The sequence below is a fragment of the Burkholderia latens genome (genome assembly GCF_001718795.1).
GTDB classification, from domain to species: domain Bacteria; phylum Pseudomonadota; class Gammaproteobacteria; order Burkholderiales; family Burkholderiaceae; genus Burkholderia; species Burkholderia latens_A.
The window spans coordinates 236,735-257,502 of sequence record NZ_CP013438.1 but is presented as its reverse complement, the minus strand read 5'-3'; the positions used below and the strand labels follow the sequence as shown (position 1 = coordinate 257,502).

Here is a 20,768-nt window from a genome sequence, read left to right as displayed (position 1 = left end):
CACGCCGCTGCGTGACGGCTCGTCGGCAGTCACGCGCGGGCCATCGTGAAGACGACCCAAGCCGCGTGTTTACATGTGCCACTTCACCGTGGCGGTCAGCGTGCGCGGATCGCCGGGCATGTTGTACAGATCGGCGTTGCCGTGCGCGGCAATGAAGTACTTGCGATTGAACAGGTTGTCGAGCGTGAGCGTCACGTCGACCTTCTTGCTGCGATAGCCGGCGCCGAGATTGAACACCGTGAACGACGGCAGCGTGACCAGATCGCTGGCCGACGTGTAGCGGGCCGACTGGAACTGCATGCCCGCTGCCGCATAGAAGCCATACGGGAGCTCGCGCTTGAGCCACAGGCTGGCACTGTGCCGCGGCATCAGCCCGGGCGTGTTGCTCGACAGCGCAAGGCCGGCCGCCGTCGACTGGGGCGAGCCGTCGACCGTGCCGTTCAGGTACGCATAGCCCGCATATACCGACCATTTCGGCGCGATCTGCCCGGTGAATCCGAGTTCGGCCCCGCGCACGTGCTGCGTGCCGATCGGCAACGCATAGCCGGGATTCGCCGGGTCGCCGATCTGCTGGTTCGTCTGCCGCATGTCGAACAACGCAACGCTGGCCGTCGCCTTGCCGCCGATGTCGAAGCGCGAACCGATTTCGTAAGCGGTCGTCTTCTGCGGTGCGAGTGCGGCGCCGTTGGAAAACGCGCCGGAGCTGATCAGCGTGTCGGCCAGCGGCGAGAACGACTGGCTGAACGAACCGTACAGCGTCAGCCAGTCGAGCGGTTCGTACATCAGGCCGACGCGCGGGCTCCACGCGTGATCGGTGCGGTCGAGATTGACGTTCGACGACGTGTAGTCGTGGCGAATCTGGTTCAGGTAGTCGAAGCGCAGGCCGGCGAGCACCTTCCAGTGTTCGCTCAGCGAGATGAGGTCTTGGGCGTAGACGCCCGCGAGCCCGACCACGGTCGATGCGTTCGTCTTCGCACGCGTGCCGATCGGCACGCCGGGCAGCACGATCGGCTGCGGATTCAGCAGATCGTAGGTCGCGACTTTCGATACGCTGTAGATCGTGTCGAACTTCTGCTGCTGCGACAGCTCGAGCCCATACAGCAGCTCGTGACGCATGCCGAACAGCGACGTCTTCTGCGTGAGTTCGAACAGCCCGTCGATACCGTGATCGGTGCGCTGGCGCGTCGACTGATCGAGCGTGACGACCGGGTGCGCGGCGGTCTTGATCGGCTCGTACGTCACGTAATTCTTTCGTTCGAGCGAGAAGTCGTACGCGCGAATCGCGCCATGGAACGACAGCGAATCGTTGAAGCGGTGATCGAGCGACACGGTCGCGCTTTTCGCCGAGACGTCGTTGTACGAACTGTTCACCCCGTCGGCCGACCCGTAATACGTGTTGATCGGCACGTCGACCGGCCGGCCGAGATACGCGGGCAGCCCCTGGTCGGACGTGCGGCGGTCGTGCAGGTAGTCGAATTCGACGTTCAGCACCGTGTCGCTGTCGAGCTTGAACTGCGCGGACGGCGCGATCGCCTGGCGGTTGAGCTGGAACTGGTCGCGAAAGCTGTTCGAATTCTCGGCCGCACCGGTTACGCGAAAGCGCGCCGCGTCGTTGGCGTTCCAGCCCAGGTCGAATTCGCCGCGCCGCTCGCCGCGCGTGCCGAGCGTCACGCCCACGTCGTTCACCGGGTTCGCCTGCGGCCGCTTCAGCACGCGATTCACGATGCCCCCTGCCGAGCCGCGCCCGTACAGCACGGCCGCCGGCCCCTTCAGCACCTCGACCCGCTCCACGTTCGACAAGTCGCGGTAGTACAGCGCGTCGTCGCGAATGCCGTCAACGTACTGGTCCGTGATGCTGTTGAAGCCGCGGATCGTGATCTGGTCGCGCTGGCCGTCGCCGACCGAAAAGCCGACGCCCGGCACGTTACGCAGCGCGTCCTGCAGCGACGTCGCATTCTGATCCTCGATCACCGCGTGCGGCACGACGTTCACGGTCTGCGGCACGTCCATCAGCGACATGTCGGTCTTGGTCGCCGCGCGTGAACGGCCGCCGTCATACGACGCACGCTCTGCAGCCGCATTGACGGAAATCGCGGGCAAGGTCGCCGCGGTGTCGCTTGCCTGCGCGCAGGCGGCGCGTGTGCCGGCAAGCGACGAGGCAATCAGAAGTACGTGGCACGCGCTCTTGTTGAGTTTCATCGTTGAAGTAAAGGCAGAGGGAAATCGGTGAGCGCAAACGCGGCCGGCCGACGCCGATTCATCCACCGGCGCATCGACGATGCGGACTCTTTTTCAGCGCACCACGAACGGCGTGCCGGGAATCGCGCCGTTGCGCGGGCCGGCGCGCGGGCGGCCGTTACGCCGCGTCATGGCTCGTAACGGAGCGAAATATTAAACGAGAATGATTCGCGTTATTAGTTAATTTCCAGCATGTCGCCTTCGTGCAACGTCCATCCTGCTGACGGAGGGGATTTCCGACGAATTGCTTTCAGTTTTGCGCGCGAATGCGCGTGCGTCGTAATTAAAACGAAAGAATGAGAACAAGCGCAGTGCGTGATGACCGCGCGTGTGCTGTGCGGGGGATACGTCGGAAAGAGGAAACGGAATCGCGGGACGGCGTGGACGGCCCAATCGCTCGAGGTCCGGTGCGCGCCGGGCCGGGCAACCCCGACCCGGCGCTCCGGGCAGCCGACCTCGTACCGGCAGCGCGGCGGACCTTCTCTTGTTTCTTCACTGCGTGTGTCTCTCAGGTTCGGGGCGTTTTTTACTTCACCGCGCGAGGACATTATCCGCGCAATTCGGGCGGACTGAAACGTTTGCGCGCGCACCAAACCGCTTATATTGAGGATTCCGACACAGTCATACAAAAGCCTTACACCAAGTCACACCGCGTTCGGCAATTCTTGCAATCGGTGCCGGGTTCCTTTTTAATGGAACTGGTTCCAGTCATCCTTGCGGCAGGCAACGCCAGCGCGTGACGCAGCGTCGTGCGCGCGTCATCATGCCGATTCAGGATCGACGAACATACCGCTCAGGATTCGCATCGCCCGTCCTTCCCGGACACCCGTCAAACGAGACCGTCATGCCCGATTCCGCCTCCCTGCAGCAGCTGTTTCCCGCGTATCAAGACATCCCCGCCGAGTTCCGGCTCGCCGCGCCGATCCACCAGCGCGTGTCGCTGGTCGACGGCGAACTGCGTCCGTGGGACGGCGCGACCAAGACCGTGCTCTCGCCGGTGTGCGTGCGCCAGCCGGACGGCAGCGTCGAACAGATGGAGATCGGCAGCTATCCGGTGATGGGGGAGACGGAAAGCGACGCGGCGCTCGACGCCGCGGTGCGCGCGTACGATTCGGGCCGCGGCGAGTGGCCGACGATGAAGGTCGAGCAGCGCATCGCGTGCATGCAGGACTTCATCAAGCGGATGGTCGCGCAGCGCGAGCTCGTCGTGAACCTGATCATGTGGGAGATCGGCAAGAGCCTCGCCGATTCGCAGAAGGAGTTCGATCGCACCGTCACGTACATGACGCAAACGATCGACGCGCTGAAGGAGCTCGACAATGCGAACTCGCGCTTCGTGATCGCGGAAGGCACGATCGGCCAGATCCGCCGCACGCCGCTCGGCGTCGTGCTGTGCATGGGGCCGTACAACTATCCGCTGAACGAAACGTTCGCGACGCTGATTCCCGCGCTGTTGATGGGCAACACCGTCGTGTTCAAGCCGCCGCAGTACGGCACGCTGCTGTTCGAGCCGCTGCTTGAAGCGTTCCGCGATGCGTTCCCGAAAGGCGTGATCAACACGATCTACGCACCCGGCGCGGTGGTCGTGCCGCACATGCTCGCATCGGGCAAGATCAACGTGCTCGCGCTGATCGGTTCGAGCAAGGTCGCCGATCATCTGAAGAAGCAGCATCCGAAGTCGCACCGGCTGCGCGCGATCCTCGGCCTCGACGCAAAGAACGCGGCGATCGTGCTGCCCGACGCCGATCTCGACCTCACGGTGAAGGAGTGTCTGCTCGGCGCGCTGTCGTTCAACGGCCAGCGCTGTACCGCGCTGAAGATGCTGCTCGTGCACCGCTCGATCGTCGACGAGTTTCTGAAGCGCTTCACCGCCGCGCTCGAACAGCTGAAGATCGGCATGCCATGGGAGAAAGGCGTCAGCATCACGCCGCTGCCGGGCATGCATCGCACCGCGTACATGACCGACGCGATCGACGACGCGAAAGCGCATGGCGCGCAGGTCGTCAATCATCAGGGCGGCGAGTTCAGCAAGACGCTGTTCTATCCGGCCGTCGTGTATCCGGTGACCGAAGGGATGAAGCTGTATCGCGAGGAACAGTTCGGGCCGATCATTCCGGTTGCGGCGTTCGACGACGTCGAAACCGCGCTCGACTACGTGACGACGTCCGAGCACGGCCAGCAGGTCAGCATCTTCGGTTCGGATCCGGCGCAGATCGGCGCGCTCGTCGATCCGCTCGTCAATCAGGTGTGCCGGGTCAACATCAACTGCCAGTGTCAGCGCGGGCCCGACGTGTTCCCGTTTGCCGGGCGCAAGGACTCGGCGGAAGGCACGCTGTCGGTGACCGATGCGCTGCGCGCGTTCTCGATCCGGTCGATGGTCGCCGCGAAGCAAACCGAAGGCAGCAAGCATCTGCTCGATTCGATCGTGTCGGACCACCACTCGAAGTTCATCAATACGGGCTTCATTTTCTGAAGCGCTGACGCACGAACGATGCTGTTCGGCGATGCGCCGCGGGTCCGTCGCGGCGCATCGTTCATTCATACGTTCGCTCATGTCGAGCCTCGCGGGATGATGCCGCGATCGTTCGCACCGGTTGCTCGGCTCCCCATCGTCAATCGTCCGCCCATTCGCCCGGCCCGTTGAACGGCGCAACGGCGTGCGCGTCCGTTGCGTACGCATCGGGATCGCGCCGGCGACAACGTCTCGGTTATGAAACATCCGGCGCACGGGTTGCGGGCTTGCGTCGTGCTGCAAACGTCGGCACTCGTCGCCATGCACGACCGACGCGGCGCCCTGCGGCCGCGGGTGCGCGATCGCCGGCGCACACGCCGTGACGGTCCGGCCGTTCCGCAACGGAAACACGCATGCGGTTTCGACGCGGCGTTACGTTACATCGCTGAAGCATTTCCTCGGTCCGCGATCGGGCCCGCGGCGGAGCAAAGCCGCACACACCGTATGGAAGCGCACTTCAATTTTCGGTGCGAGCCAGTACCGGCGGGACGCGCCGGCCGATGCGGCAGCCCGCGTCAACATTGCTCAACAATCTGTTCGCGACGCTGGTACGGAATCTGCATTCGTACGCAGCAACCGCCGCGCCAATGCCGGCGCGGCCACGAACCCGGTTCGGGATCCGTCTGCCGGAATCGCCCGAACGCCCCACGCAAGCAACGAGGCTCGTCATGGATGCGCTGCCCAATTCGTCCGATACGTCGTTCCAGCTCTTTCTCGCGAAACTGCTCGAACAGCCGCAACCCGAATGGACCGAAAAACAGCAGATGGAACTCGAGATGGCGCGCTCGCTGTCGACCCAGATGGTTCAATACGCGGAAAGCATGCGCGGCGGCAACGCGGATCTCGCGCGCTGCCTCGTGCTGCTGCGCTATGCGAAGGTCCTCGACTTCATGCTGACGTCGCTCGCCGCGCGCCGCGACATTCATCCGCAAACGCTGCGCACGCTGTTCCGGCTCGCGAACCTGAAGGTCGACGACGCGTATCCGGTGTGAGCCGGCATCCGGCCGCGCAACGGGCCGCGTTGACCTTCACCGCGACGCCGCCGCTCTCCCCGCCATCCACTTTCGGTAACGCCGCGTCTGGCACGTCGCGGCCAGTTGCTGCGACACCAGCGCGCGCAGCGGCGACACGCGCGGATGCGTGCGCCGCCCGGCGCTCAGCCGCGCGAGCTGAAACTTCACGACGGCCATGTTCGCGAGCGAGCCCAGCGTCTTGTTCTTCCACCGGATCGGCTGCAGCGCCGGCGCGCTGTCCTTGCCGGCCCGCCAGTCGCGCGGCAGATTCGGATCGATCGACAACGCGGTCGCGATGCCGACCATCGCGACGCCGCTCGCGACGACCTGCTCGGCCACCGCGCGGCGCCGGATCCCGCCCGTGACCATGAGCGGCATCGCAGCCACGCCGGCGATGTCCCGCGCGAACTCGAGGAAGTACGCTTCACGCGCCAGCGTGCGCCCGTCGCGCGCGTCGCCCTGCATCGCCGGCGCTTCGTAGCTGCCGCCCGACAGCTCGACGAGATCGACGCCGAGCGGATTCAGCAGCTCGACGACGCGCTTTGCATCGTCCGCGCTGAAGCCGCCGCGCTGAAAATCGGCCGAATTCAGCTTCACCGCGACGACGAACCCGGGCGATACCGTCGCGCGTAAGTCGCGCACGATGTCGAGCAGCAGGCGCGCGCGGTGCTCGATGCTGCCGCCCCATGCATCCTGTCGGCGATTGGTCAGCGGCGACAGGAACTGGCTCAGCAGATAACCATGCGCCGCGTGGATCTGCACGCCGGTAAAGCCGCTTTGTTCGGCGAGCTGCGCGGCAAGCACGAAGCGGTCGCGCACGTCGGCGATGTCGGCCTCGGTCATCTCCTTCGGCACTGGAAACTGCTTCGACAGCGCGCCAAGCGCGAGCGGCACCGCCGACGGCGCGAGTGTCGGCTGGCCGAGCGCCGCCTGCATTTGCCGCCCCGGATGATTGATCTGCATCCACACATGCGCGCCGCCGGAGCGCGCGACCTGCGCCCAGCGCCGGAAGCGGCCGAGATGTGCGGCGCCGTCGAGCACGACGCCGTTCGGCCCCGTCATCGCGCGGCCGTCGACCATCACGTTGCCGGTCAGGATCAGCCCGGCCCCGCCGTCGGCCCACGCCTGGTACAGGCGCAGCAGCGCGTCGGACGGCGCGTGATCCGCATCGGCCATGTTCTCTTCCATCGCGGCCTTGGCGAGCCGGTTCGGGATCACCGCGCCGTTGGGCAGCGTAAGTGGCGCAAACAGGTTCATGGTGGACATCCTCGATTGACGATGCCCAACCATAACTTTAAAGTCAGCTTCAAGGTCAAGCCCCCTTGGAGCACGAAATGAAAATCGGCGAACTGGCACGCGCCAGCGGCATCGCGGCGTCGCGCATCCGGTTCTACGAAGCTAGCGGCCTGCTCGAGCCGGCGCGTCGCCAGGCGAACGGCTATAGGGAATATGGACCGGAAGCGCTGATGCGGCTCGCGATCATCGACCGCGCGCAACGCGCGGGCTTCGCGCTCGATGAAATCCGCGCGGTGCTGCCCCCTGACCTCGGCGCGTGGCCGCGGGACGAACTGCTGGCCGCGCTGCGGCACAAGGTCGACGAAATCGCGCTGCTCGAACAGCGGCTCGCGCAGAACCGGCGGCGCCTGGAGGTGCTGATCGACGAGATCGCGAACAAGCCCGCCGGCGAGGATTGCGCGGGCGCTGCGCAACGCATGCTCGGCAAGCTGTGCGACGAGGCCGGCGATACGGTGCCGACGCCTGCGCCACGTTCGCGGCCGCGGCCGGTTCGCAAGCGCGCGTGAGCGCTTCGCGTGCTCGGCGTGCGTCGCGCATGCGCGTCATCGCCGCCGCAAGGTAGCGGCCGGCATTGCGCCCGGCCACATGAATTTGCTTACGTCGCAGGTAATCGACGCGCGCCGGCCGCGCACCGATCATGGCTTCACCGATCAACACATTGCATCGATACCCGGAGCCCGCCATGACCGCCTACGCCATCGCCCACCTGCACGACGTTGAAATGTGCGACGACATCGTCGAATACCTCGAACGCATCGACGGCACGCTCGCGCCGTTCGGCGGCCGCTTCGTCATTCACGGCGCGCGGCCCGACGTACGCGAAGGCGTGTGGCGCGGCGACCTGATCGCGATCGCGTTTCCCGATCTCGCTCGCGCACGGGCGTGGTACGAGTCGGATGCATACCGGCAAATCCAGCCGCTGCGCGCACGGCACGCGAGCGGCCCGCTGATCCTGATCGACGGCGTGGACGAACGGCACAAGGCGACGGACATCCTGCGCTGATCGCCGGCGCCGCGGGGCCGCCGCCGCGCTTATTTCGCGTCGCGCTCCATCGGCTCGCCGACGACGAAACCGCCGCCCTGGTAGCGCTGCGCCGGATCGTCGTAGTCGGCGGTCGGCGCCGTCACCGGGAACAGCCCGGCGAACTGCTCGGAGCTGTCCTGCGGCCGGAAGCCAAGGAACGCGACTTTCGTGTTGTCCCACCACTTCACCGGGTTATCCGACGCGCCGTAGACAATCGCGTGCCCGACGCGGTTCGTCAGCAACGAGCAGCGCACGAGCTCGATGAAGTCGCGATAGCTGAGGTAGGTCACGAGCATTCGCGGATTCTTCGGGACTTCGAACGATGAGCCGATCCGCAGGCACACCGTCTCGATCCCGAAGCGGTCGAAGTAATAGCGCGACAGCGACTCGCCGAAGCACTTCGTCACGCCATAGAGACTGTCCGGACGCAACGGCGAATCCGCATCGAGCACTTCCGTCACCGGGTGGAAACCGATCGCATGGTTCGAGCTCGCGAACACGATCCGTTTCACGCCGTGCTTGCGCGCGGCTTCGTACAGGTTGTACGTGCCGGTGATGTTCGCGTCGACGAGATCGTCGAACGGCGCATCGACCGAAATCCCGCCCAGATGGACGATCGCGTCGACGCCGTCGACGAGGTCCATCACCGCAGGCCGGTCCGCCAGGTCCACGACCCGGGCTTCTTCATGCGCGGCCGCTGCGTCGAGCGCGGCGATGTCGCTCACGCGCACGATGTCGGCCCAGTTCGCCAGCGCGCCGCGCAACTGCCGGCCGAGGTTGCCGGCCGCGCCGGTCAGCAGCACGCGCCGGAACGGCTTGCGTGCGCCGGTGGAGGTGGCGTTCATCGAATCTGTCTCCTTGAATCCATGCCGGATATACCGAAAAGTGGAAAACGTTTTCCAACTATACGCGGGACGAAACCCGGACGTCAATGGCGGGAGCCGTTCGCGATCATCCGCATTTTCCCGATGCCAGAGTGACGGCCGGAGGCCGGCTTTTTCTGCCACAATCGCGGGCAATTGAACGAAAACGTTACCCTTCCGATGAAAAGAGTTTCCCCGACGATCCGCGACGTGGCCGCGGAAGCCGGCGTGTCGGTTGCGACGGTATCCAAGTACGTGAACGGCACGCAGCGCTTCTCGCCGAGCGTGGAAGCGCGGCTCAAGGAAGCGATCGAGCGGCTCGGCTACCGTTCGAACCCGCTCGCGCGCTCGATGATTACGGGGCGCACGCGGACCATCGGCGTCGTGATTCTCGACATCAGCAACCCGCATTTCACGAACGTCGTCAAAGGCGCGAACCGCGTCGCGCTCCAGCACGACTACACGCTGCTGCTCGTCGACACCGAAGAGAGCCAGGCGCGCGAACGTTCGCTGATCGAGGCGCTCGCGCAGCGCGTCGACGGGCTGATCGTCAGCACGCGGATGCCCGACGACGAGGCCGGCTGGATGCTCGACCTGCACAAGCCGCTCGTGCTGCTGCGGCGCAGCCCCGGTCTGCCGATTCCGAGCGTCGGCATCGACAACCGGCTCGCCACCTACATGCTCGCGCGGCACATGCTCAATCTCGGCCACACGCGCATCGCGTACCTCGGCTTCGGAACCGCGCGCGTGAACGACGAACGGATCCAGGGCGCGCGCGACTGCCTCGCCGAAGCGGGGCTCACGCTCGACGTGCACGACGCGCACGCGCCGACCGCCGAAGCCGGCGAGCGCGCATGCTCGCGCGTGATGCTCGGGCCGCAGCGTCCGCAGGCCGTGATCTGCTACAACGACCTGATCGCGCTCGGCTTCATGAAGGAAGCCGCGTCGCTCGGATTCCGGCTGCCGCAGGACGTATCCGTTGCCGGCATCGACAACGTGCCGTACGGCCAATATGCGGCGCCTGCGCTGACCACCATCGACATCCAGAGCGAAAACATGGGCGAACTCGCGATGCAGAAGCTGATCGACGCGCTCGCCGGGCGCACCGACGCGAGCTACTCGACGTTCGAGCCGCGGCTGATCATGCGTGCATCGACGGCCGCGGCCGGTTGAACCGGTCGGCGCGCGCGCTCGGCTCTTCCAGCCGGCGGGCACCGCTTCGCCGCACTTCAAATGAAAACGCGCCGCCTGCAGGCGGCGCGGTCGTTTGCCGCGACGCGATCACGCGTCGAGCTTCGCCGGCTTCATCTTCGGCGTGAGCACGTGCATGACGGCCAGCGCAATCAGGTACGCCAGCGCGCCGATCGCGAACAGCACCCAGTAGTGGCCCGTGCGTTGCAGCACCTGGCCAATCACTTCCGAGAACAGCACGCCGCCGATCGAGCCGGCCATCCCGCCGATGCCGACCACCGACGCCACCGCACGGCGCGGGAACAGGTCGGATGCCGTCGTGAACAGGTTCGCCGACCAGCCCTGGTGCGCGGCGGCGGCAACGCCGACGATCAGCACCGCGATCCAGAGGCTCTGCACCTGCGATACGAACGCGATCGGCAGCACACAACACGCGCAGATCAGCATCGCCGTCTTGCGCGCACCGTTCACGCTCCAGCCGGCGCGCAGCAGCACCGACGACAGCCAGCCGCCGCCGATGCTGCCGACCGTCGTCAGCGCATAGATGCACACGAGCGGCAGCCCGATATGCTGCATGTCCATCCCGCGCGACTCGTTCAGCCACTTCGGCAACCAGAACAGATAGAACCACCACACCGGATCGGTCAGGAACTTGCCGATCAGGAATGCCCACGTCTCGCGCTTGCGGATCAGTTCGCCCCAGCGCGGCGCGCCGGCATCCGCGTTCGCCGCGTCGAGCGCTTCGGCTTCGTCGCGTGGCTCGTCGTACTCGGCTGCGAGCGCGCGCGTGTCGGCCGTCCGGTACATCACCAGCCACACCGCGAGCCACACGATGCCGATCGCGCCGACGATCACGAACGCCGCGCGCCAGCCGTACGCCACCGCGATCGCGGGAATGATCGCCGGTGCGAACACCGCGCCGATGTTCGCACCCGAGTTGAAGATGCCGGTTGCGAGTGCGCGTTCGCGGCGCGGAAACCATTCCGCCGTCGTCTTGATCGCCGCCGGGAAGTTGCCGCCCTCGCCGATCCCGAGCAGCGCGCGCACGGCCGCGAAGCCCGCCACCGAGCCGACTGCCGCGTGCAGCATCGCCGCGATGCTCCATACGAGCATCGCGACCGCATACGAGATGCGCGTGCCGAGCCAGTCGACAATGCGCCCGAAGCCGAGCAGGCCGATCGCGTAGAACGCGGAGAACGCCATCACGATGCGGCCGTACTGCACCTGGCTCCAGCCGATGTCGTGCTGGAGCATCGGCGCGAGCAGGCCGAGGATCTGGCGATCCATGTAATTGATGACGGTCGCGAAGAACAGCAGCGCACAGACGGTCCAGCGATAGCGGCTCGCGGCCGCGCGGACCGCGCCGACGACGGCAGATTGCATGAATGTCTCCGATGCGCGGCCGCGCCCGTCGCGCCGCATGTCGATGCGTATCCATGACCGGCGACGGGCGCCGGCGCGGGCAGCGGCCCGCCGTTGCGTGGCGCAGCCGCCTCCCCAGCGAATGCTGGAAAACGTTTTTCAAAGCATAGGATGCCGGGCGGTGCGTTGTCAGTCCGGGATTTCGATGAGTCATCTCAAATTCAGTCGCGCGAAAAGAGACGACTGTTTCGCAGAATGGCATTAACCGTTTTTCCCCGATTTTCCGGCAGCGAAACCACGGGATGACTCGCCGGCGATTCCGGCCAGAATCGGTCGCGCCGATGGTTTACAGTCGTCCCGTACGCGTCGATCCCGAGACCTGCTGCGGCTCTGCTGTCGCGAGACAGGCGTTTCGGCGGCGCGCGTACACCGCGCCGCCGCCTTCATGGAGAAGCTTTGCGATGACACCCGCTCATCTGATTTCGAGCCCGCTTGGCGACATCGCCATCCGCATTGAAGAGGATGCGTTGACGGGCCTGTTTTTCGTTGGCCAGAAATACTATCCGTCGCTTGCGATCGCACCGGATGCGAACGCGCGCAACGCGTCGCCGCTCGTACGCGAGGTGGCCGAAGAAGTTGCCGAATATTTCACCGGCACGCGCGAAAGGTTCAGCGTGCCGATTCAACTGCGCGGCACCGCGTTTCAACGCAGCGTGTGGGCGCAACTGCTCGCGATTCCATTCGGCGAGCTCGTGTCGTATGGCGATATCACCGCACGCGTCGGGCTGCCTATGAGCGCCGCGCGTGCCGTCGGCGGCGCGGTCGGCCGCAATCCCGTGTCGATCATGGTGCCGTGCCATCGTGTAATCGGCGCGTCGGGCAGCCTGACCGGGTATGCGGGCGGGATCGAACGGAAACGCGCGTTGCTGTCGCTCGAAGGCGCCGGATTCGCGCGTGACGCGCTTCATCCGGTTCAGCAAACGCTCGCGTTCTGATGCGGGAAACGCTTGCCCGCTCGATGCGCGTCGTCCGGCCTAGCCGCCATCGCGCTTGCGCGTCGCATGCGCCACCCGTGCGTTCGCCTCGAATTTCGCGCGATGCGTCGAGAAGAACGTCCGCACGTTGCGCACGTTCGACGCGCCGGTGAACAGCCGCCGCGCGAATACGTCGTATTCGGCGACGTCGGCCAGATCGGCCACCACCACGAAATCCGGCCCAGGCGACACGCGATAGCACTGCGTGACCGCGGGCTCCGCGCACACGTACGCTTCGAAGGCATCGTAGTCTTCGGCCGTCTGCCGGTCGAGGCTGATTTCGATCAGCGCTGTGACGCCCGTGCCGATCGCGCGCGGATCGAGCACCGCGATCTGACGGCGGATCACGCCCGCCTCCGTCAGCCGTCGAACGCGGCGCATGCAGGTCGGCGGCGACGACAGCGCGCGTTCGGCGAGTTGCAGATTCGAAATCGATGCGTCGTCCTGCAGGATCGCGAGAATGCGCAGGTCGAGTTCGTCGAGGGTGATGCCGGCCATCCACGGCTCCTTTCGATCAAGGCTTGAAATTTAATTTCAACATGATAACCGCCCGCTGCCTTTTTTCACTATCTCGCTTATTTTGAAATTTAATTCCATTCGCTCGCTTCTACCATCGCTGTCACGGATTCAGACACGACGTTTACGGAGCGCGATATGTGTGGAATTGTCGGAGCGGTTGCCCAGCGGGACATCCTGCCGAACCTCGTCGACGGGCTGAAGCGGCTCGAATACCGCGGTTACGATTCGTGCGGCGTCGTGGTGTACCGCGACCGTGCGCTGGCACGCGCGCGCAGCGTCGACCGCGTCGCCAGGCTACAGCGCGAGATCGCCGAGCACGCGTTGTCGGGGTACACCGGCATCGCGCATACGCGCTGGGCGACGCACGGCGCACCCGTCACACTGAATGCGCACCCGCACTTCTCGCCGAGCGACGACAACGCACGCATCGCGCTGTCGCACAACGGAATCATCGAGAACTGCGACCAGCTGCGTGCGGAACTCCAGGCACACGGCTACGTGTTCGCGAGCCAGACCGACAGCGAGGCGATCGCGCATCTGATCGATCATATGTACGACGGCGACCTGTTCGACGCGGTGCGCCGCGCGGTTGCGCGCCTGCGCGGCAGCTTCGCGATCGCGGTGATGTGCCGCGACGAGCCGCACCGGATCGTCGGCGCGCGCGACGGGATGCCGCTTGTCGTCGGTGTCGGCGACGGCGAAAACTTCCTGGCATCGGATGCGATCGCGTTGTCGGGCATCACCGATCGCGTCGCGTACCTCGAAAACGGCGACGTCGCCGACATCCAGCTGCATCGCTACTGGATCGTCGATGCGGCCGGCCAGCGCGTCGAGCGCGCGGTGCAGCGCGTGGCCGCGCATAGCGGCTCGGCCGATCTCGGTTCGTATCGCTACTACATGCAGAAGGAGATTTTCGAGCAGCCGCAGGCGGTGGCCGACACGCTGCTCGACGTCGCGTCGATCATGCCCGAGCTGTTCGGCGACGGTGCGTGGCGCGTGTTCAACGACGTCGATTCGGTATTGCTGCTCGCGTGCGGCGGCAGTTATCACGCGGCGCTGACCGCGAAGTACTGGATCGAGAGCCTCGCGAAACTGCCTGCAAGCGTCGAGATCGCGAGCGAGTTCCGGTATCGCGACAGCGTGCCGAACCCGCGCACGCTCGTCGTCGCGGTGTCGCAGAGCGGAGAGACGGCCGACGTGCTCGGTGCGGTGCACGTGGCGAAGCAGCGCGGGATGATGCATACGCTCGCGATCTGCAACGTCGCGACGAGTGCGCTGATGCGCGAATGCACGCTGCAATTCGTGACGCGCGCCGGGATCGAGATCGGAGTTGCGTCGACGAAGGCGTTTACGACGCAGCTCGTTGCGCTGTTCTTGCTGACGCTGTCACTGGCGCAGGTGCGCGGGCGGTTGAGCGATGCCGACGAGCACGAGCATTTGCGCGCGCTGCGCCATTTGCCGGATGCGATGGCGAAGGTGCTTGCGCTGGAACCGCAGATCATGGGCTGGTCGGAGCTGCTCGCGCGACGCGACAACATGCTGTTTCTCGGGCGCGGGATGCATTATCCGATCGCGCTCGAGGGCGCGCTGAAGATGAAGGAGATTTCCTATATCCATGCGGAGGCTTACCCCGCCGGGGAACTGAAGCATGGGCCGCTCGCACTGGTCAGCAATGAAATGCCGGTGATTGCGGTGGCGCCGAACGATGTGCTGCTGGAGAAGCTGAAATCGAACATGCATGAGGTCAGTGCGCGGAACGGCAGGCTTTTCGTGTTCGCGGACGTGGATTGCGGGCTGGTGCCGGGCGACGGGATCGACGTGATTCGGCTCAACGAGTACTACGGGCCGCTGTCGCCGATTCTGCATACGGTGCCGATGCAGTTGCTGGCCTATCACGCTGCGTTGGCGCGAGGAACGGATATCGATAAGCCGAGAAATCTGGCTAAGTCGGTGACGGTGGAGTGAGGGGGCTCACGGGTTCGTGTTCTTTGTGTTCGCCAAAAATGAAAGCGTCCCGTGGCCACCCGCAAAAGCGTTCCAAGAAGGGGGTCAATATTCCCTCAAGCGCCTTCTACACGTGGCACGGGACGCTTTTACTGTGCCATGTGTATTTCGTGAAAAATACCGGCTAGGGACCTCCTGCTTTTGGCGCAATCACAGGAGGTAGGCTGCCACGGAGCGCATCTTCCCCGGTATAGCTACACCGCAGCAGCATGCCGCTGGATGTGATTTGCGGTGCGGCTCGGGACTCGCCCGCCAACTGGAACAGCCATTCACCCGAACTCGGAGCCAATGGATTGTCGCCAGCGTAAACCAGCCGGCATCACCAGAATTGATTCAGGGTCGCTTCGTTCGCAGCTTCTTCGGCAGCATGCGGTCGAGTTCATCGTCGGTAAAGAAAAGCTCCTCCGACTGCTTCAGCGCCCTCTGCGCATCACCGTAAGAAATTCGCCTATTCGCCTGAGCGTACATTTGTCCGCGCATCAAGACGACCACGCGATGAAGGTTTTTCACGGTTTCGGTCTGCTCGACCGAGAGGGGCGTTGTTCGGCGTCCATATCTATCGACAACTTGTGCGAGGCCGCTTTTTCCATGGCCGCCAACCGTTTCTTGACCCCAATTTTCGAATCTAAGCCAAGGGCGGCACGGTAAGCTTCTATTGCCTCGGTTGGCTTGTTCATCTTCTCTAGCAACTCGCCCTTAAGGCGATAGCCGCCCGCGAGCCACCTGCCGTCCTGTCCGGACTGGAAAGCAGAAATCGTTGCACCAACAACACCGAACGCGCGCTCGAGTGCCTTATCGGAGCCGTCCATCTCGACCAGTTCCCCAGCGGCCCGGATGCGCGTCCACGGGTCGCCTTTGGTGAGGCGAGCGGCCATAAATTTCTTTGCGTCGAGAAATTCGCCGGTCGGTGAATATGCGAACCACCCAAGGTGGTTGATTTTCGCAAAAACGCGTTTGAGCTCCCCGCCCTCAATTTCAAACGTGTATTCCGAGCTCCAGCCTGCGACCGGCGTGCATGAGGCCAGTACCCTCTGCTGCGCGACGTCATGTATCTCGAGGATGAAGCTGTCTTCGTTGGCAGAATTACAGGTTTGGCTCGCGACGTACCGCCCACACGGTGAAATGCTGAAGCCAGCCAGGTTCGCGTTATACACACGCCTATACACTGGCTTGCCTGTTCGGTCGAAAATCATGAGCTTCGCGGAAAGCGCTGAAGTCTGGCCAGCGTCGTTCACCCCAAAAACCCCCGTGTCCGAGACGTCAACCGAGAATGGGCGTTCCAGGTTGTTGACCCTGGTCACAATGCCGCCGGTCATATTATCGCGAAGACTCACGGTTCGTTGTCGCTTCTGCGATGCGTCGGGGCCTGGGTCCCAATAGCCGACAGACCAGTGCTTGTTGGGCGAGTGACGCGCGAGGCCGAAATCCATCAGGTCATTAATTTTTGATGGAAGCCGGATACGCTCACGAGCTGGCTCAGCAACGACCGTGTCTGCAACTTTAGTGGTCGTTGGCGCGGTAGCCGTCGGCCTAGGTGCTGCCGCAGGTGCAGTCCGGGGTTTTAGCCCCAAAAAGCCGAGGAGACCTTTTAAGAGCGTCATCCACTCCCTCCCGTATAAGATGGCCCCGATAGTCGTACACATTGTGAGACTCTCTCGGTTTTCGCCTTCCGGCGCGTGCCACGGTTCTGTTTCACGGCCGTTTGAACGAAACAGAATACTGCAGTGACCGAGGCCATTCTCCAAGATTGAAATGCCCCGAAGATATCAGGCAGGCCACCTGCTTCGCGGCACTAAGGTCGGCATGCACTGCGTCACGTATCCATCCGTCGGCAATGCGCATCACCAGCTCACTAAACCCAATTCTTCGGAATCAGGCCATCGCCTTCTTCCTTCCAGACTGCGACTTCGTGCATGTAGCGGCCCCACTTTCCTCCGCCCCAAATCGATTTGTCGGCATGCTCTACCACGATTGTCTGGTACTTGAACTCGGAACGTTGTAGACCTCGGGCCAATGCCACAAAGATGAGGCGAGTCTGCTCGATGTCAACGTCGCGCTGTCCGCGGAGTTCGGTCGCTTGCTCGCGATACTGGTCCAGAAGGTTTGTTCCCGAGAACGTGCTTGGGAAATAAACCTGACTGGGCTGGTCGATTGCGAGGAAGCTGAACACTGGCCCGTTGATTCGCTCCTGCTTGGTGAAGAACTCATGGAGCGCGAGAAACGTCGCGAGGTGATAGGCCATCCAATTGGCACCACTGCCAATTTCCCACAGATAGTCCTTCCTGTTCGTAACCGCCCGCGTAAAGCTCAGCGTCAACTCCCCCTCGTCAAGAGCAATCTTGCCCTTCTCTTCGAGCTTCAGGTTGCTCGCGTAACCTTCGATTAGGCTCGTCAGCTCCCGACCAACAGCTTTCTCTCGCTCCTCGCGGCCCGATGCATTGATGAAGTCATCGAGAAGCTTGATGCGGCGCTCAGTCTCGCGAATTCGGTCCGGCAGGTCGCCGCGGCCCTCCAGCGTGGCAAGTGCCATCAAAAGCGACTGCAGGCGACCGAGGAGCACGAATATGCGACCAAAGGAACCCAAAGGTGAAAATTCGTCCGGCTTCAGTTCAATTCGCCTCAAGCGTGCCGCATGGAGCCTAGCTTCCGCATCAGTCAAGTCGCGCTTAAGATGCTCCAGTTGACGGTCTACGATTGGCCCCTCGCGGAGTGCCTTGGAAAGCCGCGCGACATCGTTCAGCTTACCCGCAAGCTTATCCAGGACAAAGTGGCTATGGTCCGTTTTCGAGCCGCACACCACGCAAGCTGAATCATGAACCAGACTGCGCTGCAGCCAATCCAGACTCACGACCTGTGCCTGTTCTGTATCAACTGCTTTCGCGAGTTCCTTCGCTCTGCCAGACAGCCGCTCATAGTCCTGGAGTTCACGGGCCAAATCATCTAGGTTCCGTTGCGCCGCATCTTCTTCCAACGTCGCTAGCCGAAGCTGCTCGTTCGCATATCCGTACTGCGGCGCCCTCAGGCGTTCGATGAGGTCGCCACGCAAGTATCCGTCGTTGAGCTCCTTAAGAGCGCCAACTCTCAATTCAAGGCTTTCGCCATCGGCGGCCTCCGACAAACCAAGCTTGACCGCCTCTTCCCAGATTACCCGCACATCGGCTTCCCAAGAGGCATACGCTCGGTGCCGAGAGAGCTCTTCCTTTTGCAGACCATCGAGCTGCTTTTGCAGTCGATTACGCTCACGGGTGGCCGTCAGGTAGTCTGCGTCTACTATCCCGAGTGCATACGGAAAGACCCGCTTCAGCTTCTCTTTGTGTTTGTACGAGTCCGACTTATAGAAGAGGACATTCGGATTCGCGACAATGTGCTGCGGCAGGAGGTTGAACGACGCGAGGTCGCGATAGGACGGCGGGTTCTCGGAATTGATGCTTCCGTCTTCATCGGCGACCAGCGAAATGTTCGTGATACGCGCGATTTTGTTGAACGCCTCTTTAAACTGGGCCAGTGTATGGGTCCCGGCAAGCTCGTCAGGAAGAGGCACCTCACGCGAGGCCAGCCTGGAAATGTGACATTCCTTGCTGCCAACGGCACGCTCCGGCGTACGGCGGGCAATGAGCACCCATGTGTCCCGAATGCGAACTTTCAACCCAAACCAAGCGGTCTTGTCCCGAATCTGACCAACCGGAATCGTGCAACGACTTGCACCCAGGCAGTAGTCGATGATGGCGATGATGGACGACTTGCCTGTTCGGCTGCGCCCATGAATGATGTTCACCTTGTCGTCAACAAACGTGAGCGTCTGGATACTGTTCTCGGGATGCTCAGGCCAGAGAATGAGCTGGGAGATAAAGAATTGCATAGTCAAATGAGGCCCAACATCGCAAACAATTCCGCGGCAGTGTAGTCCTTAAACCAGTTTGCTAAGCGCAAGACCGTTCCAGCCATGTCGCCTGGGATGCCCGTCGGACTGCTCCCTCGAGGCCAATGGCCACGTTCGAATACAAACTCTACGCCCTCTTCATTCGACCGCTTTACAAGTAGACCAGTCCCACACGCTATGTTGAGACCCTGACAGGTTACCGGCGCATGTGCGGAAACTCTGGCAGCCAGACCTTCCAAAATTCTTGGCTCATCCGACAGCACGCCATGAAGAGCAGTATCGAAATTTCTCCGAGCGATACTACGACGACTCGGTCCATGCCACACAAGGGGAAGAACAAGCAACAGCTTCTCGAACCCCGGGTGCCGAGTGTTGGCTGTACGGGTTTGATACCCTTTCGTAAAGCTTGCCAGCAGGAAGCATGCTATAGCGCTGTTATGCATCAGACTACGGTCTTTGTAGCCAGTCATCATTCTCCACCGCCATCTTTAGCATCATCCTTGTTCGCGAAGGCCGGGTGCCAATATACGAAAAATGACTCATCCGGGGCGTTCGCCAGATGGTGATAGTGTCCATGGGTGAAGTACAGATTCTCAGACTTGTATCGACCTATCGGCGCCTTGTATTCACCGTCGAGCGTCAATCGGAGCGTACGCTTTCCGAGCGCCTCTGGCGTCGCATCCTCCAAATCCAGCTCAGCATTATTTCGGCACGTTCGCCATCTCTGATGAAGCTGGTCCTCGCGTGCAAGCCAATCGGCTTGGTGCACGCCTTCACCCTCAAGCCTGACCCTCTCGATATAGAAGGCCCAGTAGTTGTCTAGCTGCTCGTCGACGTATCGAGTCGGCAACCCGAGATGGGTCAACTGCTTCAGGAAAAAGTGGTCTCGCCCACCGGCTTGAACATATTCCTTGAAGCCTACTGACATCATGGGTCGCTCAAGGTAATCCTTCAGTGAGCGACGACCGACCTCCTTATGAAGCAGGTCTTTAAACATCTGCGGAGAGAACCATGCTGCCTCATCCTTTTCCCATGCCGTACGACATTTGTCGACTGCCACACCAAGTATATGCTGGTAGATTTCGTCACCTTGCGCCACCAGACCCGAAGGCAGGAGGAAACGCTGAATGGTGTCTTCCCGTGGCGGATTCCCGGTAGCAGTTCCCCCGTTGTCCGATAGCTTCAGGCGCCCAATCAAATATGCCAAATCATCGTCGGCATACTTGACTACGAAGCTCGCCTCCTTGCTCGCCGTCGACTTTTTATTCGCGAGCACTACATTGGCTTGCTCACGTAACGCTGCGACCGCAGCCTCGATATCCTTCGCAGATACCGCATCGGAGAGACGGCGTACTAAGGTTCCCGATGGGACGCTGACATTCGTTACCAAGCGAAACTCTGTCTCGGCATACTGCTTCAAGTCAGCGAGGTGGCTGAGCCAAACGCGCAATGTATGCCACAGCTTCCGGCTGCTATCCCGATACGGATGCCCCGAAGCCTGGACCGTGTTCGCGTCTTGCTCGAGCTTGGCAACGACAGTCCCGTCGGCTTTCGTTACCAGTTCGGCAACGTCGTCGAGAGTTTCGATACCAACTTGCCTGTCAGGTGTTCCGCTCGAAAACAGCTCATTCAGTGCGCGGTCAAACTGGAACGTGAACGCGACGATTGTTGGCGCAGCACCAGTATTGATTGGCTTTTCGACTTGTGGTTTTTGGTCTTCCTCGTCCATATTGTTCCCCGATGGGAACTCGTAGTCTCGCCGAAATCAGTGTTTCATTAAATACTGTATGGATGAACAGGCAACCACCTCAGAACACCGGAGCCTACCTACG

16 protein-coding genes and 1 pseudogene are annotated in these 20,768 nt (G+C 62.8%); 7 read left to right on the top strand and 10 right to left on the bottom strand.

Translation table 11 applies throughout. The annotated features are described in order from the left end of the window. Positions 1 to 69: 69 nt before the first annotated feature. Positions 70 to 2,199, bottom strand: a complete 2,130-nt coding sequence (locus WK25_RS20600) for a TonB-dependent receptor (protein ID WP_069242604.1) — start codon at positions 2,197 to 2,199, stop codon at positions 70 to 72. An 883-nt stretch (positions 2,200 to 3,082) separates the two neighbouring features. Between WK25_RS20600 and WK25_RS20595 the strand changes: the two genes are divergently transcribed. Both WK25_RS20595 and WK25_RS20590 read left to right on the top strand, forming a co-directional pair. After that, entirely contained in the window at positions 3,083 to 4,711 is a 1,629-nt protein-coding gene (locus WK25_RS20595) for an NADP-dependent glyceraldehyde-3-phosphate dehydrogenase (RefSeq protein WP_069242603.1), read from the top strand. Between the two features lie 707 nt (positions 4,712 to 5,418). Further along, a complete protein-coding gene (locus WK25_RS20590; RefSeq protein ID WP_040140930.1) occupies positions 5,419 to 5,742 on the top strand; it encodes a hypothetical protein in 324 nt (107 codons plus the stop codon). A gap of 36 nt (positions 5,743 to 5,778) precedes the next feature. Here the strand turns inward: WK25_RS20590 and WK25_RS20585 are convergent, their stop codons facing one another. Further along, positions 5,779 to 7,020 (bottom strand): NADH:flavin oxidoreductase/NADH oxidase family protein, encoded by a 1,242-nt coding sequence (locus tag WK25_RS20585; RefSeq protein ID WP_069242602.1) that lies wholly within the window; start codon positions 7,018 to 7,020, stop codon positions 5,779 to 5,781. A gap of 77 nt (positions 7,021 to 7,097) precedes the next feature. Here WK25_RS20585 and WK25_RS20580 point away from each other — a divergent pair, with 77 nt between their 5' ends. Then, positions 7,098 to 7,565: a MerR family transcriptional regulator gene (locus WK25_RS20580; RefSeq protein ID WP_069243483.1), complete on the top strand. Its 468-nt coding sequence runs from the start codon at positions 7,098 to 7,100 to the stop codon at positions 7,563 to 7,565. Positions 7,566 to 7,741: 176 nt separating this feature from the next. Beyond that, positions 7,742 to 8,062 carry a DUF1330 domain-containing protein gene (locus tag WK25_RS20575; RefSeq protein WP_040139113.1) on the top strand — a complete coding sequence of 107 codons (321 nt, stop codon included), beginning with the start codon at positions 7,742 to 7,744 and terminating at the stop codon, positions 8,060 to 8,062. A gap of 29 nt (positions 8,063 to 8,091) precedes the next feature. On the opposite strand, the gene WK25_RS20570 is transcribed toward WK25_RS20575, so the two are convergent. Next, positions 8,092 to 8,928, bottom strand: coding sequence for an NAD-dependent epimerase/dehydratase family protein (locus WK25_RS20570; RefSeq protein ID WP_069242601.1), 837 nt, complete (start codon positions 8,926 to 8,928; stop codon positions 8,092 to 8,094). Positions 8,929 to 9,014: 86 nt separating this feature from the next. On the opposite strand from WK25_RS20570, the pseudogene WK25_RS20565 reads away from it, so the two are divergent. Beyond that, positions 9,015 to 10,119: pseudogene (locus WK25_RS20565) on the top strand (LacI family DNA-binding transcriptional regulator). Positions 10,120 to 10,227: 108 nt separating this feature from the next. On the opposite strand, the gene WK25_RS20560 reads toward WK25_RS20565, so the two are convergent. Continuing rightward, positions 10,228 to 11,520, bottom strand: a complete 1,293-nt coding sequence (locus WK25_RS20560; RefSeq protein ID WP_040140926.1) for an MFS transporter — start codon at positions 11,518 to 11,520, stop codon at positions 10,228 to 10,230. A gap of 440 nt (positions 11,521 to 11,960) precedes the next feature. Between WK25_RS20560 and WK25_RS20555 the strand changes: the two genes are divergently transcribed. Continuing rightward, positions 11,961 to 12,494 carry a methylated-DNA--[protein]-cysteine S-methyltransferase gene (locus WK25_RS20555; RefSeq protein ID WP_069242600.1) on the top strand — a complete coding sequence of 178 codons (534 nt, stop codon included), beginning with the start codon at positions 11,961 to 11,963 and terminating at the stop codon, positions 12,492 to 12,494. 39 nt (positions 12,495 to 12,533) lie between these two features. Here the strand turns inward: WK25_RS20555 and WK25_RS20550 are convergent, their stop codons facing one another. Continuing rightward, a complete protein-coding gene (locus tag WK25_RS20550) occupies positions 12,534 to 13,031 on the bottom strand; it encodes an Lrp/AsnC family transcriptional regulator (protein WP_069242599.1) in 498 nt (165 codons plus the stop codon). Between the two features lie 156 nt (positions 13,032 to 13,187). Here WK25_RS20550 and glmS point away from each other — a divergent pair, with 156 nt between their 5' ends. Continuing rightward, positions 13,188 to 15,017 carry a glutamine--fructose-6-phosphate transaminase (isomerizing) gene (gene glmS / locus WK25_RS20545; RefSeq protein WP_069242598.1) on the top strand — a complete coding sequence of 610 codons (1,830 nt, stop codon included), beginning with the start codon at positions 13,188 to 13,190 and terminating at the stop codon, positions 15,015 to 15,017. Between the two features lie 372 nt (positions 15,018 to 15,389). Here the strand turns inward: glmS and WK25_RS31380 are convergent, their stop codons facing one another. The 5 genes from WK25_RS31380 to WK25_RS20530 form a co-directional block, all read right to left on the bottom strand. Beyond that, positions 15,390 to 15,566, bottom strand: coding sequence for a hypothetical protein (locus WK25_RS31380; protein ID WP_156789078.1), 177 nt, complete (start codon positions 15,564 to 15,566; stop codon positions 15,390 to 15,392). Then, complete coding sequence (locus WK25_RS20540) at positions 15,563 to 16,657, bottom strand: hypothetical protein (protein WP_156789077.1); 1,095 nt, start codon at positions 16,655 to 16,657, stop codon at positions 15,563 to 15,565. Before WK25_RS20540 ends, WK25_RS31380 begins: the two co-directional genes overlap by 4 nt. Before the next feature lie 251 nt (positions 16,658 to 16,908). Next, positions 16,909 to 18,915 (bottom strand): DUF3732 domain-containing protein, encoded by a 2,007-nt coding sequence (locus WK25_RS20535; RefSeq protein ID WP_069242596.1) that lies wholly within the window; start codon positions 18,913 to 18,915, stop codon positions 16,909 to 16,911. Positions 18,916 to 18,917: 2 nt separating this feature from the next. Beyond that, positions 18,918 to 19,379 (bottom strand): three component ABC system middle component, encoded by a 462-nt coding sequence (locus WK25_RS32435; RefSeq protein WP_420480845.1) that lies wholly within the window; start codon positions 19,377 to 19,379, stop codon positions 18,918 to 18,920. Positions 19,380 to 19,405: 26 nt separating this feature from the next. After that, on the bottom strand, positions 19,406 to 20,665 hold the full coding sequence (locus WK25_RS20530) for an ABC-three component system protein (protein ID WP_069242595.1): 1,260 nt from the start codon (positions 20,663 to 20,665) through the stop codon (positions 19,406 to 19,408). Positions 20,666 to 20,768 lie beyond the last annotated feature (103 nt).

What these genes read in the sequence shown, in the direction of transcription:
- WK25_RS20570 (WP_069242601.1), bottom strand. Translation starts at nt 8,928, where the DNA reads ATGAACGCCACCTCCACCGGCGCACGCAAGCCGTTCCGGCGCGTGCTG.
- WK25_RS20575 (WP_040139113.1), top strand. Translation starts at nt 7,742, where the DNA reads ATGACCGCCTACGCCATCGCCCACCTGCACGACGTTGAAATGTGCGAC.
- WK25_RS20590 (WP_040140930.1), top strand. Translation starts at nt 5,419, where the DNA reads ATGGATGCGCTGCCCAATTCGTCCGATACGTCGTTCCAGCTCTTTCTC.
- WK25_RS20580 (WP_069243483.1), top strand. Translation starts at nt 7,098, where the DNA reads ATGAAAATCGGCGAACTGGCACGCGCCAGCGGCATCGCGGCGTCGCGC.
- WK25_RS20540 (WP_156789077.1), bottom strand. Translation starts at nt 16,657, where the DNA reads ATGACGCTCTTAAAAGGTCTCCTCGGCTTTTTGGGGCTAAAACCCCGG.
- WK25_RS20535 (WP_069242596.1), bottom strand. Translation starts at nt 18,915, where the DNA reads ATGCAATTCTTTATCTCCCAGCTCATTCTCTGGCCTGAGCATCCCGAG.
- WK25_RS20595 (WP_069242603.1), top strand. Translation starts at nt 3,083, where the DNA reads ATGCCCGATTCCGCCTCCCTGCAGCAGCTGTTTCCCGCGTATCAAGAC.
- WK25_RS20550 (WP_069242599.1), bottom strand. Translation starts at nt 13,031, where the DNA reads ATGGCCGGCATCACCCTCGACGAACTCGACCTGCGCATTCTCGCGATC.
- WK25_RS20555 (WP_069242600.1), top strand. Translation starts at nt 11,961, where the DNA reads ATGACACCCGCTCATCTGATTTCGAGCCCGCTTGGCGACATCGCCATC.
- glmS (WP_069242598.1), top strand. Translation starts at nt 13,188, where the DNA reads ATGTGTGGAATTGTCGGAGCGGTTGCCCAGCGGGACATCCTGCCGAAC.
- WK25_RS20530 (WP_069242595.1), bottom strand. Translation starts at nt 20,665, where the DNA reads ATGGACGAGGAAGACCAAAAACCACAAGTCGAAAAGCCAATCAATACT.
- WK25_RS20560 (WP_040140926.1), bottom strand. Translation starts at nt 11,520, where the DNA reads ATGCAATCTGCCGTCGTCGGCGCGGTCCGCGCGGCCGCGAGCCGCTAT.
- WK25_RS20585 (WP_069242602.1), bottom strand. Translation starts at nt 7,020, where the DNA reads ATGAACCTGTTTGCGCCACTTACGCTGCCCAACGGCGCGGTGATCCCG.
- WK25_RS32435 (WP_420480845.1), bottom strand. Translation starts at nt 19,379, where the DNA reads ATGCATAACAGCGCTATAGCATGCTTCCTGCTGGCAAGCTTTACGAAA.
- WK25_RS20600 (WP_069242604.1), bottom strand. Translation starts at nt 2,199, where the DNA reads ATGAAACTCAACAAGAGCGCGTGCCACGTACTTCTGATTGCCTCGTCG.